Source organism: Streptomyces sp. JNUCC 63, from assembly GCF_054366325.1.
On the sequence record NZ_CM135963.1, the window covers coordinates 7,999,294 to 8,017,121 of the forward strand.

Consider the following 17,828-nt stretch of genomic DNA (forward strand, 5'->3'; position numbering starts at 1 on the left):
CCACGACGGAACCTCTCGCCGCATCGCCGGTCACGTCCTGGATTTCCTGCAGGGCGAGGTGGAGCAAGGCAGGCTGCCGGAAACCTGTTGCTGTTGAGGCTTCTTGAAAACGGCTCTGGCCGCAGTTCCGCGAATCCCCGGGTCAGCGGTGGGAACGCGGGATCGTTTCGGCAGGGTGTTTCCTGCCGTGGCGAGCAAGACGGTCAAGGATGTGCTGTTTCCCGGGATCGATGTGCGAGTGGAGCGCGTCAGCGACTCCTCCGGCACCCTGGTGGTGGAGGCGGTGTCCACCGGTCGGCCTGGCCGGTGCCCGGACTGCCGGAAACGGGCAAGACGCGTGCACAGCTCCCCCACGCTCATCACGTCCAACTCCGACGCCGCCGAGGCCTTCATCAAGCGGAACGGCCCGGTGATCTACGAGCCTCTGCACAACCCCGTATATCGGGTCGATGATGTCTCCTGTGTCGTCAAGATCGCCGAGGCGGCCGCCGAGGACATCGACGACAGCGTGGCCGGCACCGCGCACCTGTTCCAAAAGCACGTGCCGAAAACGGCGGACATCCGCGTGACCGTCATCGGACCCCGTACGTTCTGCGTCCGGATCGACTCCGACCTCCTGGACTGGCGGACCAACTACGACCGCTTGAGCTGCATCCCCGTGGCACCGCCACCGGAAATCGAGTCGGCGCTCCACGAGTACCTGGACCACTTCGGGCTCCTCTTCGGCGCTTTCGACTTCGTGGTGGACACCGACGGGCGACGGTGGTTCCTGGAATGCGATCCGTCCGGTCAGTGGTACTGGCCGGAGACCGAGACGGGCCTGCCGATGTGCGCAGCCCTGGCCGACCTACTGGAAAGGAAGCCGTGAGCGTCCAAGAACAGCCCCATCGGCAGCTCATCGACAGCATGACGGCCGGCGGCTCCCCGTGCACGGAACCGTGGAAGCGCGCCGCTGAGACAGTGCCCAGGCACGAGTTCCTTCGGGGTGGGTTCTTCCGTCCAGTGCCTGGCACATCGCCCTCCGTCTGGTCCCCGTTCTGGAGGGCGAAGACGGCCGGCTCCCAGGCTGCTACGCCGACGAATCCCTGGTGACCCAGATCGCGGGCACGATCAAGCCGACGGACATCCGAGGCGAGATCATGCGGCAGCCGACCATTTCCAGCACGCTCCCCTCCCTCGTGCTGCGCATGCTCGAGGACCTCCACGTGGAGCCGGAGATGACGGTGCTGGAGATCGGCACAGGCACCGGCTATTCGACCGCGGTGCTCTGCGCGAGCCTGGGCGACGGCTACGTCACCTCGATCGAGTGCGACGAAGAAGTGGCCCAGCGGGCTCGGGAAGCCCTCGGCCGGCTCGGCACGTTCCCCAGCCTCCTGACCGGTGACGGCCTCCTCGGCGATGACGAAGGCGCACCGTACGACCGGATCGTTGCCACCTGCGGCGTACACACAGTGTCCGCGGCCTGGCTCGAACAGACCCGGCCCCGGGGGCAGATCCTGGCGACCATCGGCGGCTGGCTCAACGCGTCAGAGCTGGTTCGCCTGACGGCCCACGAGGACGGCACAGCGTCCGGGCCAGCGCTGGGCGGGCAGGTGAGCTTCATGCTCGCCCGGTCCCATCTGCCGCCCCCGCTCGGCCTGCTCCCCAGACCTCGGCGCAGGCAAGGAGCGCGAGACTCTCATCGGCGCCGACGTCCTGAACGACTGGACGACCCGCTTCGTCGCACAGTTCGCCGTGCCGGCCGCTCAGCACCTGAAACTGCAGCAGGGCCGGCACAACGAGGACGTGCTGACCGATGTCGAGACCGGCTCATGGGCCGCGCTCCACGAAGAGCACGGCCGCTGGATCGTCCGGCAGGACGGCCCTGACCCTCTCTGGAACGCCGTTGAGGAGCACCTCGGCCGCCGGCATGCCGCCAGTACACCGGCGGTGGAGGAGGCCACGGTCCGCGTCACCGCGGCGGACCAGAGCATCCACTGGTAGCCCCCCCACGACCAGCCCCGCTCGTCCGCCTTTCCCGTGGCGGATGAGCGGGGCTTTCCGCTGCACCCCGACGCTTCCCCGACTCGGGGCACAACCCTGTGGGGGTAACAGAACACGGCCGTTGACGTTCCGGCAGTGAATAGGACTCCGTCAGGTCTGTCTCCCTGGCCGAGTTTCTGGTGCTCACTGGAGGAACGACCGTCGTGGCTCAGGGTGGAGTGGCCGACGGTTGACCGAGGCAGGGGAGCCGGGGGCTTTGCCGGTACGGTGTTCCCCGTGGACGGACAGCTGAGTGACGCGGAACTCGATGAGCTGGTCGAGCAGGCCACCGTGGACGCCTACGACGACGAGGAGCGGCTCACGGGCCTCTACACGATGCTCGCAGAGCATCTGGCCGTTCCCTTCAAGACGGTCGTTCTCGGAGTCGAGGTCACCGTAAGGAAGGTGGACCTGCTGCCCGGCAGCCAGATCGTGGCGGTCTGTACGCGAGGCAGGTACCGGCAGGCGATCGGCATTCTCGACCTTCCGTTGCCGGATCCGGCGCCCGAGGGGGCTGAGTGGATTGAGGCCTACCGGCACTGGGGGCCGTGAAGGCATCCAAGTCAGTGGTCGTCCGGCGGCGTCGGCCGGTAGCCCTGATCGGTGAGCCAGGCTCGGGCCCGGCCGTATTGCCGCTCCGCGGCGAACAGCCGGTACCGCCGCAGCTGTGCCGGTGAGGTGGCCGGCATGTCCTTGAAGCGGTGGAACGCTCCTGGGCCCTGGATCGCGATGCCGAGGAAACGGGCGAGGCCCTGGTCGTCGAGGGTGATGATGAAGTCCTCCATGTCGTGGTAGGCGTCGCACGATCCGGCGCACGGGACATGAAGCCACCGCTCGGTGTCTTCCGGTTCGTTCTCCTCCCATGCCTCCTCGGTGTCCGTGAGAGTGGGCCGGCACTCGCCGGTGTCCAGGTCGATGCGGCCACCGCCCCAGACTGGGTCGCCCTCGAGCAGACCGGAGAGTTCCTCCAGATCGGCCGGCAGCGGCCGCAGCACGCAGACGGCACCGTCGCCCACCGTGTCGAGCTGTTCGGTGAGGACCTCGTCTCCGGGCCAGCCCCGTTCGTGCAGGGTGGACGTGCACGCGATCGCCGTCTCCCGGGCGCCGGGCACACCCCGAAAGACGGCTGCGGTGAGTGCGTCTCCGCACTGCTGCGGCACGCCGGCGGGGTCATGCGTACGCAGCAGGGCCAGCAGGGACGGGCCGTCCGCGGTGTGGCAGGCGGCGCGGAGCGCCTTCAGCGCATGGTCGGTCCATGCCTCGGTCATGCCCGCGAGGCTACGCCGAGGAGCGCTGCGCGCCATCGTCGCCGGTGCAACAATGCGCTGGTGAGCACGGCAGACAAGTCCCTGTCCGAGCGGGCTCTGACCGGGGCATGGCCCCGCTTCCCGGCATCGCGGCAGGTCCGTACGACGGATTCGTCGAGGTTGCGGATCTGGGTCGGCATCACGGTCAGTGGGCAACGATGGCGGCGGCAGAGGCTCTGGCCGAAGCCGCCGCGGCCCTGCTCGACGGAGAGCTCACGCTCGACGACCTCGCCGGTGCCGTGCACACCCTGGCCGCCGAGACGTTTGCCCTTGCCGACGGCACCGCGCCACGCTCCGACGACGCCCGCCTTTTCCTGTGGCAGTGGCTGCGTCCCGGCGAGGCCCTCGGCTTCCTCGCATACCGCGATCGCCGCCGCCCACCCTTTCCCTCACCCCACCGGCCGAGCCGCCGCCCTCACCGCACTCCGAGCACGCGCCCACACCCCGTAGACCGCACCCTGGACGTGGATTTCCGCTCAGAGCCGAGCGGGCAGTACGTAACCGAGTTTCAGCAGCGCGGTGCGGAAGGCCGGCAGGCCGCCGAGGGGCACCGTCAGGTGTTCCTGACCGATCCGGGAGCACAACGCGCCCGCCCTGCGGTCCTTCGCGATCATCATGGCCTGTGCCTCGTCCACGCACTCCAGCAGGTGGCACGTACCCAGATCCCGTACCTTCTTGGTGGGGGAGGCGGCGTCGGCCGGCAAAGCCGTGACGGTCTGCGGCAGTTCATCTCCTGCGCTGCTCTCGACGAGGAAGCGACGCAGCTCTTTCAGGTCGCGGTCCGTGTGGAGGGTCTTCAGCAGGGATGCGGTGAACAACGTCCAGACGCTGTCGGCGGACCGGATGGCGAACGCGTCGAGCAGCAGTGCCCCGGCGGAGGCCAGGCCGTCGAGTGCCACGACGCCGAAGTTCGGCAGGACCCTGACCAGGCTCTGCGCCCCGGCGGCGGGCGCCGGACCTGACCGGCAGTCGTCGGCGCACCCCGTCGCGTACGCCCCGAGAGGGCTCAACCGGACGGCGAGCAGCCCGTCGTAGCGGCTGAGCCGCTCCAGCCGGTCAACGCCCCACATGTGGCGGAAGTCGTCCCGGGCCCCCTCCGGGTCGATGTACTGGACGTCGGCGAGGCTGAGGGTGGCCGTGTACTCGAACAGCACGCACAGGATGTAGCGGCTCTGCAGCACCGGCCATAACCGAGCCTGCCGTACTGCGCGTCCTCCAGGTACAGCTTCCACAGCGCCCGCTCGGAGCGGACCAGATACGGGTCATGCCCTGCGGTACGCCCTGCCCGCGGCGGCCGGCTGCAGCACGGCCGCGAGCTCCGTTCTCGCCCCGTGTTCCATCACCCGCGCGGTCCACACCGCCGCCACAGCCCACTCCTCCCCAGAACCGCTCGCCTCGGCTCACCCTACGGCGGTTGAGCATCATGTCCGGTCAGCTCCGACCACCTTGCCCGCACTCCAGCCGAGCCCACCCGCGGCGGCGATAGGGTCCGCTGTGTGAGCGAGTACCAGTACTACGAGTTCCAGGCCCTCGACCGTCCGCTCAGCCGTGAGGAACAGGATCAGCTGCGGGCCATCTCCACCCGGGCCCGGATCACCGCCACCAGCTTCACCAACACCTACAACTGGGGCGACCTGAGCGGCAATCCACGTCACATGGTCGAGCGCTACTTCGACGCCCATCTGTACGTCACCAACTGGGGCACCCACCGGCTGATGCTCCGCCTGCCCAAGCAGACCCTGAACCTGCCCACCGCACAGCCCTACTGCCTCGACCACCACGTCGACGCCTGGACCACCCGCACCCACCTCCTGCTCGACCTCACCAGCGAGGACGAGGGCGGCGACTGGATCGAGGGTGCCGACGACTCGCTGGCCGCCCTCATCGGCGTACGCGACGAACTCGCCACCGGCGACCTGCGCCCCCTCTACCTCGCCTGGCTCTCCGCGCTCACCGCCTGGGAACTCGAGGACGACGACGAAGAGGAATACCAGACCTGCCCGGAGCCGCCCGTCCCGGCCGGGCTCGGCGAACTGACCGCCCCGCAGCGCGCGCTCGCGGACTTCCTACGCGTGGACGACGACCTGCTGACCGTCGCGGCCCAGGCCAGCCCCGCCGCACCCAAGAAACCGGCCAGGCCTACGAAGAAGGAACTCGCCCCACTGATCGCCGCAATGCCCCAGAAGGAGAAGGACGCTCTGTTGCTGCGGCTCGCCCTCGGCCCGGAACCCGGGTTGCACACCGAAATCCTGCACCGCCTGCATGGCGCCGGCGCCCCCACCACGGTTTCCGGACGCCGATCCGCCGCCCACCTCCTGGACGCCGCACACACCCTGCGCACCGAACGCCGGCAGCGCGCCGAACACGAACGGGCCACCGCCCGAGCCCAACGCCTGACCGCCCTCGCGAGCGAGGCCGAACCCGCCTGGCAGAAGATCGAGGCGCACATCGCCACCAAGAAGACCAGCGCCTACGACCAGGCCGTCACTCTCCTCGCGGAACTGCGCGACGCCTACGCCCACACCGGCCGGCACACCGACTTCCGCCGGCGCCTGACCCGCCTGCGCGAGGGCAATCAACGCCGCCCCGGCCTCATCCACCGCCTCGACCGCCACGGCCTCCGATAGGCCCCGTACCGCTTCAAAATGTCTTCACCGGCCGTGAGTAGGGGCTGCACACCCCGGACCAGATCGATGAGTGGAACGCGTGGTTCGGCCCGTGGCTGCGGGAGGGACGCATCGTGTTCCCGCACACGGTCGTCGAGGGCGGCACCGGTCAGCTGCCGGCGGCATTCGTCGCTTCGCTCGACCGCAAGTACAGCGGCACGGTGCTGGTGCGCATGAGCTGAGCGGCATCGGAGTACGGCGGTGGCGTCCCGGGCACGGTCCGGGATGCCACCGTGTTTTCGTGAGTGGACACGAGGAGGGGAATCCCGTCGTGGTGACAGGAGACGTGAAGGTGCTGGACCGGCGGGCGCTCAACCGGAGCCTGCTGGGCCGGCAGTTGCTGCTGGAGCGGTCCGCGATGCCGGCGGCACGGGCGGTCGCGCACTTGGTGGGCATACAGGCCCAGGCGCCGAACCCGCCCTACATCGGCCTGTGGACGCGACTCGCCGGCTTCCGCATCGAGGACCTGGCCTCCCTCGTCAGGAACCGCGAGGTGGTCCGGCTGGTGCTGATGCGCGGCACGATCCACCTGGTCACGGCCGACGACTGCGTCGCGCTGCGCCCCGTTCTGCAGGGCGCCCTGCGGCAGGGGCTGAAGGGCACCTTCGGGCGCAAGCTCGAAGGGCTCGACGTCGAGAAGGTGGCCGAGCTGGGCCGCGAGCTGGTCGAGCGGGAGCCGCTCACGCTGGGCGGCCTGGGCACCCTGCTCGCCGAGCGGTGGCCGGACCGGGACCCCTTCGCCCTCGCCAACGCCGTGCGCAACCTGGTGCCGCTCGTGCAGATGCCGCCGCGCGGGCTGTGGGGCGAGAGCGGGCAGGCCGTGCACACCAGCGCCGAGGCGTGGCTCGGCCGGCCCGCCGCCGGGCCGGCGGCACCGGACCGGATGGTCGAGCGCTACCTGGCGGCCTTCGGGCCGGCCACGGTCAAGGACATCCAGGTCTGGTCCGGCATGACCCGGCTCGCCGACGCGGTGAACCGGCTCCGGCCGCGGCTGGCGGTCTTCCGCGACGAGAACGGCCGCGAACTGCTCGACCTGCCGGACGCCCCCCGCCCCGACGCGGACACCCCCGCCCCGGTGCGCTTCCTGCCGGAGTTCGACAACATCCTGCTCTCCCACGCCGACCGCGCCCGCATCCTCACCGAGGAGCAGCGCAAGCTCGTCCTCACGCGCAACGGGCTGATCAGGTCGACGTTCTTGGTGGACGGGTTCGTGGCGGGCGTGTGGCGCGTCGAGCAGACGCGCGGTGCCGCCGTCCTCGTCCTGGAGCCCTTCGGCACCCTGCGCGCCGGGGACCGCGCCGCGCTCACCGAGGAGGGCGGCCGACTGCTCGCGTTCGCCGCGGTCTCCGCCGCCTCGCGCGAAGTCCGCTTTGCCTGAGGCCCGGCCGTCAGTCGTGTCCTGTCGAAGTACACCTGTCAGATGGCAAGCCGCTGACCTGGTGGGGTGCCATGTTGATCGAGAACGTCGGCCCTCGGTGTTCTCAACCGACTTGGCTTTCACGGAACCGTGCTGGTGGACAGGACAGCCGACTCAGCGGCCTACCAGCCGTCGGCTCCTGGGACGGATCATGACACCAACACCAGCGGGACCTTCACCGACGTCAATCTGGAGACGCGCCGCCCCGACCGGCCGGAACCGCCGATGGCCGGTACCGCCGCGATCGGGGCGGTTGTGCATCTGCTGGCCACCGCCATCGAGGAGGGCCGGGACCTGTCCTCGATGAGCGGCATCCTGGCCGACACCGCCTACCGTCTGCTGCCGGCCTTACGGCCCGGCCTCACTTCAGGTGCCGGGCGAAGAACCGGGCCGCGTCGTCCACCTCGAACCACGGGGTGCCGGTGTGCCCGCCCAGATTGGCGTGCAGCGTCTTCTCCTTGGTGCCGAAGACATCGAACAGGTCCAGGACTGGCTGCCGTTCCATCCCTTCGTCGTCCCACTGCATGAGGAACTGCAGCGGAACGGTGACCTGCCGGGCCTCCTCGCGCAGGGTGTCGGGCACGAAAGTCTGGCCGAAGAAAGCGGCGGCCGAGATACGCGGCTCGACCACCGCCAGCCGAATGCCGATGGCGATCATCCCGTCGTACCCGACCGGGCCGCCGATCTCGGGCAGCGAAAGGAGGGCGTCCAGGGTGGTCCGCCATTCCGGGACCGCCTTTTCGACCAGCGGGACGATGAAGGCGTCGACGATCTCGTCGACCGGCTCGCCGGCCTGCATCGCCCGGCGGAGGTCGGCGCGGAACTGCTCGTCGGCGGCGGAACGGGGCCGGTCACCACACCCGGGGGCGTCGATGGCGGCCACCGTGAAGCCGTACTCCGCCACGTAGTGCCGGGCCCGGGCCACCAGCCAGGGGAGCCGCTTGTGCAAGCCGCCGGGGTGGCCGATCAGGATCAGCGGGGCCGGTGCGGATCCAGGCGTCCACAGGACACCGGGGATCTCGCCGAGGGTGAATTCGCGTTCGAGGACGCCGTCGTCGAGGCGCTGTTCGGAAGTGAATTGCATGGTCGTGCCTTTCGGGAGTGCTCTGGAACGGCGCTCCCGGACGACCTATCGTCCGACCGTGACCCCGGAGGGGAGCACCCATGTCGATACGTTCACGGGTACCACCTCCTCGTTCTCTCGCACGGCCTTTGGAAAAGTAGCAGTGGTCGCCGTGGTCCGCCAACAGGTTTTTGCGGAGGCTCCGGGGCCCGCCGCGAAGGCGGTCACGCTCAGCCAGCAAGATCCAACGGATTCACAGCCGCTCGCTTGACAAATGCAGAGAACTCAGTGTTGTCCACGAGCCGAACTTAGCCCGGCCCCTCACGGAAGTCTCGTTCGTGGTAGAGGCAGAACCGCCGGTAGAGAGGGTCCTGCGTCCCGAGGGTGGTGTAGATCCGGGCGAATCGTCGACTCGGAGGGCGTTTACATAGTTTTATTCCGGAATGCGGCTTCTATCTCTACGCCTTTTTAGGCACTTTCATCTGTTGGATGACGAATGCCCTCCCTCCGGTCGCGAGCCCGAGAGCCCGTCCCGTCCTCTTCCGCCTTCGGAAGTCCGTCTCATCCGAAAATTGACCGTGCGGGAGGCGTGCTTCATCGGCCCGCGGGCGAGGTCCGGCGGGACGGGTCCGCAGCGGCGGCTATCCCGCGGGTTCGAGGGTGACCTTGAAGCCGAGGGCTTCGAGCTGGCGGAGGTGGTTGCGCTTTCTGCGTTCGGGGTCGATACGGCTGTCGTAGAAGTCGGAGCCGAGGTCGTGGAATTCGGTGTCCGGGTCGGACAGCAGGTGCCAGATCACCACCAGGAGCGAGCGACCTACGGCGACCAGGGCCTTCTTCTTGCCGCGGCGGCGGGCGATACGCCGGTAGCGTTCGCCCAGGAAGGTGTCGGTCTTGCCGGCGGCGCTGGCGCAGTTGCCCAGGACCCGGGCCAGGTAGGCGTTGCCGTGTCCGGTGCTGCCCCGGCCCTTCTTCTTCCCGGCGGACTCCTTGACGCCGGGGGCGGACTTCGCCCAGGAGGCGAGGTGGGCGGCGGTGGGGAAGCGGGACATGTCGAGGCCGATCTCGGCGATGATCACGTGGGCGGCGACCGGATTGATGCCGGGGATCTCGCTCAGCCGCGCGATCGCCTCGGCATACGGGGCGACCTCGGTGCCGATCCGGGTGTCCAGTGCGGCGATGTCGGCGTCGATGGCGTCGATGCGGCCGAGCATCTGGGTGAGGAGGAAGGCGTGGTGAGCACTGAAGTGGCCGGTGAACGCCTCCTCCAGTTCGGCGAGTTCGGCGCGCAGTCGGCGGCGGGCGTATTGGGCCAGGACCTTGGGACCGCGCTCGCCGGCGATGAGCGCGGCGAGCATGTCCCGGCCCGAGGAGCCGAAGATGTCGCTGGCCACCGCACTGACCTTGATCCGGGCGTCCTCCAGCAGCTTCTCCACGCGCTGCTTCTCGCTGGTGCGGGCGTTCACCAGGTCGGTGCGGTAGTGGGTCAGGTCCCGCAACGCGCGGACCTCATGGGGCGGTACGAAGCTCGGGCGGATCATCTGCCGCTCGGCCACTTTGGCGAGCCGGACCGCGTCCAGCCGGTCGGTCTTGGGCCGTCCCGGCAGGTGATTGACATCCCGCGCGTTGACCAGCCACACCTCGAACCCCGCGGCCTCCAGGACGTAGAAGGCGGGACGCCAGTAGTCGGAGGTGGCCTCCATGACCACCCGGGTCACCCCCAGGCAGCGCAGGCGGTCCGACAGTTCCAGCAGGGACCGGGTCACGGTCGGCCAGGTCGTGACCTCCTGCATGCGCCGCCCCGGTGTTCCCTCCCGGGGCACCCGGGTGCAGCACACCGCCTCGGCCTTCCCGATGTCCAGAGCCGCCACCCGCTCGATGATCTCCTCGGTGTCCTGTGTCTCGGTGAGCATCTCCGCCTCCTCGACTCCCCGGCGACTGCTGCCTGTGGGAGCCAAAGGGCTGTTGGAGAAATCTCATCCGCGTGCTCGAAGCCACATTGAAGGCGCCCGTTGACTGGCTCCCCGTGCCCGGCTGGTTTTGCGCGCGGGTTCGGCGGCTGGTTACTGGCTGTCGTCGGTAACGGTGGTCCAGTGCGGGTCGATGCGGCCCAGCCATGCGTCTTGATCGTCGGCGAGTGGTTGCTTCAGGGGAAGCGGGAGGAACCGGCAGGCGAAAGTGAGGCCGGCATCGTCTCCGTCGCCGTGGACGTGGTGCTCCCAGGCCTCGGGGAGGTCTGCGGGTGCCTGGAGGTGGAAGAAGCTGGTTCGTCGTGGCTGTCCCGTGTCGGGGTGAGGCTTGTCCTCCACGGTGAGCTGCCGGACCACTGTGGCTGTCAGCAGACCGGTTTCCTCAGTGACCTCTCGAAGAACCGCTTCCTCCAGTCCTTCACCTGACTTGACTCCCCCCGCAGGGACCTGGGTGCCGGCCTCCGGCATACCGACATGGTCGAACACCAGCAGCTCGGGGATGGCACGGTGCCGGATCACGTATGCAGCGACACGGATTCTGGGTCGGGTCATCCCGGCATTGTCCTCATATGCGACATCCTGCGGGTTCGTTCTGGCTTTCATCTCCCGTTGCCGCAGGTCAGCCCGGCAGACGGGAGCGATGGATCCGCATAGATCACGATGAACCTTCGGGATTCCTGAAGAGCCATCAGGATCCCTGCGCAGACGCACAGGCCGAGGGCGACGAGGTGCCTGGTCAGACACCCCATGCCGAGGAACCGAGGGGCACGGCGGACTGTGAAGTCGGTCCGGAGCGCGGTTCCGGTCTTCCGACCGGCCCGTTTCCCCGGACCGCTTCCCGCACCCGGCGTGCCCGTTTCCGGGCACCGGGCGCTCCACAAGCCCTGTCATGGGCTTCCGTGAGTCCTCATCCCGTGACCAGCCAGGGAGTTGGGATCTTCGCTCCCCGGTATCGGTAGCGTGTCGTGCCTACCTTCGCCGGATTGAACAGTGATCGTTCCTCCGAGGCCGGCCACCAGACACCGCCCTTGTAGTAGCGGCGGCGCAGGTCCTTCCAGCTGGACCGGCGGTGTTTGCGGCGCAGCCATCGGCCGACCTGTTGCCACGTGTAGTAGCTCAGGTAGCCGAAGGCGGCACTGGATACGCCGGGGCGGAAGTAGACGCACCAGCCCTTGAGCGCCGGATTGAGCTGGCGCAACAGGGCATCGAGCGGCTGGCTCGTGTCCATCTGTCGGCAGAGTGTCCTGACCTTGCCCGTCACAGCCTGCACGGCCTTGCGTGCGGGATAGGTGTAGACGTACTGCTTGGACGTGCCTCGCTTGCGGTGGCGCTGGATGCGCCAGCCTAGGAAGTCGAGGCCCTCGTCGATGTGGGTGATCAGAGTCTTCTCCGGTGACAGGCGCAGGCCCGTCACAGAGAGGACTCCGGCGATCTCCTCGCGCAGGACCTCAGCGTCGGCTTCGGTGCCTGAAACGACCAGGCACCAGTCGTCCGCGTACCGGATGAGCCGGTAGTTGGGCAGACCTTTACGGCGGCGCTTGGCCCGCTCGCTCGCACTGGCTCTGGGTCCTCCCGGGGCCTGGGCGATGTGTTCGTCCAGGACCGAGAGGGCCACGTTGCTCAGCAGCGGCGAGAGCACGCCCCCAACACAATGGGCAACTTCTGCTTCGAGATCACGCTGAGTTACCGGCGGCTGGAACGGCCGCGGCGGGTGGGGGGCGGCTGAGATGGCCGGCGGTACGGTCGGCTCATGGCCAGTGAAGATCCACCATCTTGAAGTTGCTGGTCACGGGGCTGGTGTGAGTCGTTGATCGTGCTCTCGCGCTGGTCGGGGGCGGTTGTCGGAGCTCAAGATCGTCTGCCGTTTCGGCGATCACGGATCCACGGGTTTCCCGGCGTGCGCGGGGCGCCTGTCCGTACGATCCGGGCGGGAGGTGCATCGGGTGGCCCAGGAAGCGGAACCGGACCTTCGCGAGCTGATCACGGCCCGCAGAGCGGAACTGGAGTTGCAGGCGGAGAAGTTGAGTCAGCAGCTTCAGGAAGTACGCGAGGAGCTGGAGGAGCTCGCCGTGGCCGAGCGGGTTGCGCGTCGGCTGGCCGAGCAGCTGCGCGTGGAGCGGGAAGCGGTGCCGGCACCGGCTGCCGGGCAGGTCGCGGGCCGTGCGGTGCTGCTGGTGCCGCCGCGCGAGCGGGGCATGGACGAGGCGGTGCTGCCCGCGGACTACCAGCGGATCATGGACGTGGTGCGGCGGGCGGAAGGGCCGGTCATGGTCAGGCAGGTCTGCGCCGGGCTGGGGATGTCCTCCGAGCCGGCCCGCTCGGAGGCGCTGCGCGCGAAGCTGAACCGGCTGGCCGAGCGGGGCTGGCTGCGCAAGCCGGCCGACGGGAAGTTCACCACCACGCTGTGAGCGTCCGCCCAGGACCGTAACCGAAGGTCCCCCGGCGGCAGTTGGTGTCGTATGCGAAACAAGACCAGCCCCGCCGGGGGCACCGGAACGGTTGTCTACCAGTCCAGCCTCACGCTGTCCACGGCCACCCTGACCCTCCTCGGCGACCTGCTGCGCGGTCACCTGAAGAAGATCGGTTCGCGGTGGCGGAAGCTGCCGCCCGGAAGAATCGCCACGATCGTGCTGGCCGTTCTCCGCCATGACCAGCGGCTTGCCGACATGGCGGGCGGCAACCGCATCTCCGCGACCACGGTGCGCCGCTGGGTGATGGAGGTGATCGAACTGCTCGCCGCGCGGGCCGAGCGGCTGGACCGCGCGCTGCAGAAGGTCACCCGAAAGGGTGGCCACGTGGTCCTGGTCGACGGCACCCTGATCCGCACCCGGCGCCGCACCGGGAAAGACAACCGCCGCAACTACAGTGGGAAACACAAGATGAACCGCCCCGGTTCGAATGGAGACTCGATTTCGTGAAAGGATCGAGTCATGGCACGACCTTCCCGTTACCCGCTTGAGCTCCGCCGTCGTGCGGTGCGCATGGTCGCCGAGGTGCGCGGCGACTACCCGAACGAGACGGCCGCCCTGCAGGCGGTCGCGGACAAGCTCGGCATCGGCTCCCGCGAGACACTGCGGAACTGGCTGAAGCAGCATGAGGTCGACGCGGGGACGCGGCCGGGGACGACGACGGAGGAGTCCGCCCAGCTCAAGGCGCTCAAGAAGGAGAACGCCGAACTCAAGCGGGCCAACGAGATCCTGAAGGCCGCGGCGAGTTTCTTCGCGGCCGAGCTCGACCGGCCACACACACGCTCGTAGCCTTCATCGACGAGCACCGGGACCGCTTCGGCGGCGTCGAGCCGATCTGCAGGACGCTCACCGCACACGACTGCAAGATCGCCCCTTCCACCTACTACGCCCACAAGAAACGCCTCGAAACCCCCTCCGCCCGTTCCGTGCGCGATGCGGAGCTCAAGGAGCGGATCCAGGAGGTCTACACGTCCAACTACCGCGTCTACGGCGCCCGGAAGATCTGGCGGGAGCTGAACCGGCAGGGACATGCGGTGGCCCGCTGCACCGTCGAGCGCCTGATGCGCGAGATGGGTGTCCAGGGCGCGGTGCGCGGCAAGCGCGTCATCACCACGATCCCCGGCGGGCAGGCCGGGCGGGCCCCCGACCTGGTCGACCGCAATTTCGTCGCCGTCGCTCCGAACCGGTGCTGGGTGGCGGACTTCACCCATGTGAAGACCTGGTCCGGAACCGTCTACGTCGCGTTCGTCGTGGACACCTTCTCCCGCCGGATCGTCGGCTGGTCGGCCGCCACCGTGAAGGAGACCGTCTTCGTCCTGGACGCTCTGGAGATGGCCGTCTGGCAACGCGACCGCGAACAACACCCCATCCGATCAGGAGAGTTGATCCATCACTCGGACGCCGGGTCGCAATACGCATCGTTCAAGCTCGCCGAGCATCTGGACGCCGCCGGCATCGCCGCCTCCATCGGCTCGGTCGGCGACGCCTACGACAACGCCCTGATGGAGTCCACGATCGGCCTGTTCAAAACTGAGTTGATCAAGCCCCAGCGGCCCTGGAAGTCGCTCTCCCAGGTGGAGTTGGCCACCGCCGAGTGGGTCGACTGGTGCAACCACCGCAGGCTCCACGGTGAGATAGGCCACGTTCCGCCCGTCGAGTACGAGGCCAACCACTACATGGAATCCACGAAACCCCAGGTCACAACCACAATCTGAGATCTCTACCGAACCCGGGGTGGTTCATGATTCTCTGCGAGCCCTTAACCGGACGTGGAAGCGGCGGGCGATCACGATGGCCACCCGCTCCAGCGTCCATTGCTGGTCCTCCGTCCGGCCGTGCGCGGCCGGCCCCTTGGCCGGCTCCGCCTCCGGCCAGGCCCGCCAGGCCGGCCGCATCCGCGGCGGCCTGCCAGAGGGACCCTTCGAGCGCAGCGCCTCGGTGCCGCCGTCCCGTCGGCGGGCGTGCCAGGCGTCGGCGAGAGCCGCGGCCCAGCCGCGCGCGGCCGGCGTTCCAGCCCGGACGAGACGAACGGCCTGGTCGGTCACCGCGCGGTCCGCGGCAGCCGGCACGGCTCGATCAGCCAGCCAGCCAGCACAGTCCCTCGTTACGCTCCGGCCGCGTCGGCCGGCCCGACCGACTCCAGCGCGTCCGTCACCGGTTCCGCGCGGAGGCGCCGCTCGCCGAGTTGGCGGCGAGCGGCGCCTCCGGTCACCTGAAGAATTCCCTAACCGGGCGCGAACACATGCGTCCATGCTGATCAGGACGGTGGACCGGTCCGGACGGTACGGGGCCGGAGCCGCCGCCCTCGCACGGCGCCGGGTCGGCGGCGGTGGTGACAAGGAGGTCTGGTCGATGATGTCCCGAAGACGCTCGCGGCGTGCTCCGCTGCTGACCGTGACGTTGCTCGTGATGCTCGCCGCGGCCGGGTGCGGCGGCTCCGGCGACGGGGCTCCCTCGGCCGCTGACCGGCCGCGGTCGGACGCCACGGACCGCACGGGCGACAGCGGCGGATCCCCGGCGAAGAAGCCGCCGGCGGACCCCTGCGGGCTCATCTCCGTCCAGGAGGTCCAGCAGTTGGGAGGCGTGTCCGTCACGGCGAAGCCGAGCGAGTTCAACACCACGGGCTGCGAGTACTCGCACGAAGGGGTGCTGATCTCCTCGACCGTACAGGGCGACGAAGCCAAGGCCTTCGCCGACGACATGCTCGCTGGAGCCCCCAAGAAGCCGCTCTCCGGCGTGGGCGAGGAGGCCCACTCCTACGACGCCTCCGATCACGGGACCTTCGCCGTGCTCTTCCGGAAGTCGGGCACCTGGGTCGCGATGACCGTGGTGGCGGACAGGGCGGACAACGCCGGGCGGCTGAACGAACTCGCCCGGACGGTGGCCGCCCGCATCTGACACCGGCAGCCGGGCCCGCGCCGGGCCGCACCTCACGAGTACGGCGCGCGGTCGGCGGGGGCACGTGCCGGGGGTACCGGGTGCCCGGTGCGACGGCGGTCAGGTTCGGAGGAGGGGACGGGCACGGGCAGAAGTGCTGTCGTGCCGCGCGGCCCGTTCCCGGGACCCACCTTGTCCGGCCGTGCCGGAACCCTGCACGTCCACGTGCACGTGCGAGACGAGGCGGTGGCGGAGCACTCCACGAGGCCGTCTGCCGCCGCTGCCCGGCAACCGCAGCGACCACGAGAGGCGACGGAGCGACCGGTGGCCTGAAGAATTCCTGAACAGGGCGCTAACGCGCCAGTCAATGATGGTCCGCAGGGGGTGCGGCGCCGCGCGCGTCGGCCATGGCGAACGGATCACGGCATGAGAATCATCCGGCTGCTGCCGGCTGTGTCACGGGGGTCGCGGCTCTCTGCCCGGGGTGGGCCGTGAGCGCGCCGCGCCCGGGGAGGCGGGTCGCAGCGCTCGCGATCGCGCTCCTTTTGACCACCACGGCGGCATGCGGTGGCGCACCCGGGCGTGCCCACGAGGGCTCCGGTCCGGCCGACACGTCCGAGGCCGCGCTCACCTACGGGACCGGGCCGGTCCGTGATCCGTCGGTCGCCTACCAGCCCGACGTCGTGATCGTCGAGGGCGGACCGCGAGCGATCCGGGGGGCATCCAGTGACGGTCTGACCTGGACCATCGACGGAAGCGCCCGCGGTGCCCAGGACGTTCGGCCCGGAAAGGTCCTGTACGCCACCAGCCGCGCGGTGGGGCGGGTGCAGGAGGTGCGTCGAGTGCACGGAGACGTCGTGGCCACCCTGGGCCCGGTGGAGTTCACCGAGGTCTTCCGAGACGCACACCTCACCCTCGACCAGGACATCGACGACGGCGCGCTCCACTACCTGGAGATCCCGGACCTGCCCGGGGCGGTGACCGTGCCTGCGGACGCCCCGACGGACGTTGCGACGGAGGCCGAGAAGGACGCCGCGAGGGACGCCGCGAGGGACGTCCCGACGACGGCGCGGACGATCGGACAGACGTCGGTGCGCGCCGCGCATTCGGGGCGCGTCGGCACCGTGGTCGCACGGGGACCGGCCCGGCTCGCCGCGGCGGCCGGGGGCACGCTGCCGCCGGCCAGGTCGAGCAGTGTCACAGCGGATCTCGGGGAATGGAAGGCCCAGCCGTACCGCAGCCCGGGAGCGTTCGGCCTGAAGTTCGATCACAAGGCCGCGGCCGGACTCAAGGTCTTCGTCGACTTCTCGCTGAAGACGGAGAAGCTGCACATCCGTTCCGATGTGCCCATCTCCGGCGGTCGGGTCGCCGACGGGGCCACGTTCGCCGTCGAGGGGATCAAAAGCGTCGCGATCAGCATCGCCGCCGGAGCGGCCAACGGTGTCATCGACAACTCGAAGATCCGGGCCGAGGTACCGGTCCAGATGACCCTGCCGATCGCGGGAACTCCGTTCGCCTTCAACATCAGCTGGAAGTTCAGCGTCGCCACCGCACTTGGCGGCAACAACACCACGGTGACCGCCGACGGTGAGTGGGGACTCGACGGTGCCATCGGCATGGTCAACGGCTCGATCGTCACTCCGAAGCTCTCGGTGATCAAAAGCATCATGGACTCGATCACCGGAATCTCCGTCGGAGTCAGCGGCATCGCCGCCGCCGTCGAGTTCAAGGTCCAGGTCGGAGTCGGTGTGCCCGCCGCCTTCGCCGGTCCCTACGCCAAGCTCGTCATGGACTTCGGGGTGACCAACGGCTCGGCCCTCGGCGCCCCTCTGACCCGCTGTGTCGGAGCGACGCTGGACGGCAAGGTCGGTGGGGGAGTGGGGGTCTCCGTCTCCGCCGTGGCCATGGCCGCCCTCAAGAAGCTCCTGCCCACGATGAAGTTCCAGCTGCAACAGGAGAGCCTGACACCTTTCGTCCACAGACAGCAGACGCTGCCGGACGTACCGCTGTGCAAGTCCTGACACCGACACCAAGGCAGACA

The 17,828-nt window shown here is 69.1% G+C and carries 17 protein-coding genes; 10 read left to right on the forward strand and 7 right to left on the reverse strand.

All coding sequences use genetic code 11. From position 1 onward, the window contains the following. Window positions 1-187 precede the first annotated feature (187 nt). From ACX25U_RS37165 to ACX25U_RS37175, 3 genes are all read left to right on the forward strand, one after another. Window positions 188-868: a hypothetical protein gene (locus ACX25U_RS37165; protein ID WP_454386581.1), complete on the forward strand. Its 681-nt coding sequence runs from the start codon at window positions 188-190 to the stop codon at window positions 866-868. Window positions 869-1,088: 220 nt separating this feature from the next. Beyond that, window positions 1,089-1,868, forward strand: a complete 780-nt coding sequence (locus ACX25U_RS37170; protein WP_454386583.1) for a methyltransferase domain-containing protein — start codon at window positions 1,089-1,091, stop codon at window positions 1,866-1,868. Between the two features lie 391 nt (window positions 1,869-2,259). Continuing rightward, the gene (locus tag ACX25U_RS37175; RefSeq protein ID WP_454386585.1) at window positions 2,260-2,574 is read left to right on the forward strand and encodes a calcium-binding protein; all 315 of its coding nucleotides are present in this window, start codon (window positions 2,260-2,262) and stop codon (window positions 2,572-2,574) included. 11 nt (window positions 2,575-2,585) lie between these two features. Here ACX25U_RS37175 and ACX25U_RS37180 read toward each other — a convergent pair whose 3' ends face one another. Continuing rightward, window positions 2,586-3,290 carry a UPF0158 family protein gene (locus tag ACX25U_RS37180; RefSeq protein ID WP_454386587.1) on the reverse strand — a complete coding sequence of 235 codons (705 nt, stop codon included), beginning with the start codon at window positions 3,288-3,290 and terminating at the stop codon, window positions 2,586-2,588. Window positions 3,291-3,805: 515 nt separating this feature from the next. After that, window positions 3,806-4,510, reverse strand: coding sequence for a hypothetical protein (locus ACX25U_RS37185; RefSeq protein ID WP_454386589.1), 705 nt, complete (start codon window positions 4,508-4,510; stop codon window positions 3,806-3,808). A 315-nt stretch (window positions 4,511-4,825) separates the two neighbouring features. On the opposite strand from ACX25U_RS37185, the gene ACX25U_RS37190 reads away from it, so the two are divergent. Continuing rightward, a complete protein-coding gene (locus ACX25U_RS37190) occupies window positions 4,826-5,956 on the forward strand; it encodes a hypothetical protein (protein ID WP_454386591.1) in 1,131 nt (376 codons plus the stop codon). A 280-nt stretch (window positions 5,957-6,236) separates the two neighbouring features. After that, window positions 6,237-7,373 (forward strand): winged helix DNA-binding domain-containing protein, encoded by a 1,137-nt coding sequence (locus ACX25U_RS37195; RefSeq protein ID WP_454386592.1) that lies wholly within the window; start codon window positions 6,237-6,239, stop codon window positions 7,371-7,373. A gap of 400 nt (window positions 7,374-7,773) precedes the next feature. Here ACX25U_RS37195 and ACX25U_RS37200 read toward each other — a convergent pair whose 3' ends face one another. The 4 genes from ACX25U_RS37200 to ACX25U_RS37215 form a co-directional block, all read right to left on the reverse strand. Next, a complete protein-coding gene (locus ACX25U_RS37200; protein WP_454386594.1) occupies window positions 7,774-8,496 on the reverse strand; it encodes an alpha/beta hydrolase in 723 nt (240 codons plus the stop codon). 620 nt (window positions 8,497-9,116) lie between these two features. Next, a complete protein-coding gene (locus tag ACX25U_RS37205; protein ID WP_454386596.1) occupies window positions 9,117-10,385 on the reverse strand; it encodes an IS110 family RNA-guided transposase in 1,269 nt (422 codons plus the stop codon). A 150-nt stretch (window positions 10,386-10,535) separates the two neighbouring features. Beyond that, complete coding sequence (locus ACX25U_RS37210) at window positions 10,536-10,994, reverse strand: NUDIX hydrolase (RefSeq protein ID WP_454394677.1); 459 nt, start codon at window positions 10,992-10,994, stop codon at window positions 10,536-10,538. A 355-nt stretch (window positions 10,995-11,349) separates the two neighbouring features. Further along, window positions 11,350-12,081: a group II intron maturase-specific domain-containing protein gene (locus ACX25U_RS37215; protein WP_454386598.1), complete on the reverse strand. Its 732-nt coding sequence runs from the start codon at window positions 12,079-12,081 to the stop codon at window positions 11,350-11,352. A gap of 304 nt (window positions 12,082-12,385) precedes the next feature. Between ACX25U_RS37215 and ACX25U_RS37220 the strand changes: the two genes are divergently transcribed. The 3 genes from ACX25U_RS37220 to ACX25U_RS37230 all read left to right on the forward strand — a co-directional run bounded on the left by ACX25U_RS37220 (window position 12,386) and on the right by ACX25U_RS37230 (window position 14,625). Beyond that, a complete protein-coding gene (locus tag ACX25U_RS37220; protein WP_454386600.1) occupies window positions 12,386-12,850 on the forward strand; it encodes a hypothetical protein in 465 nt (154 codons plus the stop codon). Window positions 12,851-12,901: 51 nt separating this feature from the next. Beyond that, window positions 12,902-13,360 (forward strand): hypothetical protein, encoded by a 459-nt coding sequence (locus ACX25U_RS37225; RefSeq protein WP_454386602.1) that lies wholly within the window; start codon window positions 12,902-12,904, stop codon window positions 13,358-13,360. Between the two features lie 12 nt (window positions 13,361-13,372). Continuing rightward, window positions 13,373-14,625 (forward strand): IS3 family transposase gene (locus tag ACX25U_RS37230; RefSeq protein ID WP_454386604.1). Its coding sequence is split into 2 segments (ribosomal slippage): window positions 13,373-13,655 and window positions 13,655-14,625, totalling 1,254 coding nucleotides; the frame shifts between segments, so codons are not numbered across the junction. A 24-nt stretch (window positions 14,626-14,649) separates the two neighbouring features. Here the strand turns inward: ACX25U_RS37230 and ACX25U_RS37235 are convergent. Further along, window positions 14,650-14,979, reverse strand: coding sequence for a hypothetical protein (locus ACX25U_RS37235; RefSeq protein ID WP_454386606.1), 330 nt, complete (start codon window positions 14,977-14,979; stop codon window positions 14,650-14,652). A 181-nt stretch (window positions 14,980-15,160) separates the two neighbouring features. Between ACX25U_RS37235 and ACX25U_RS37240 the strand changes: the two genes are divergently transcribed. Together ACX25U_RS37240 and ACX25U_RS37245 are read left to right on the forward strand one after the other, a co-directional pair. Beyond that, window positions 15,161-15,808, forward strand: coding sequence for a DUF3558 family protein (locus tag ACX25U_RS37240; RefSeq protein ID WP_454386608.1), 648 nt, complete (start codon window positions 15,161-15,163; stop codon window positions 15,806-15,808). Between the two features lie 470 nt (window positions 15,809-16,278). Continuing rightward, on the forward strand, window positions 16,279-17,808 hold the full coding sequence (locus tag ACX25U_RS37245; RefSeq protein ID WP_454386610.1) for a hypothetical protein: 1,530 nt from the start codon (window positions 16,279-16,281) through the stop codon (window positions 17,806-17,808). Window positions 17,809-17,828: the final 20 nt, after the last annotated feature.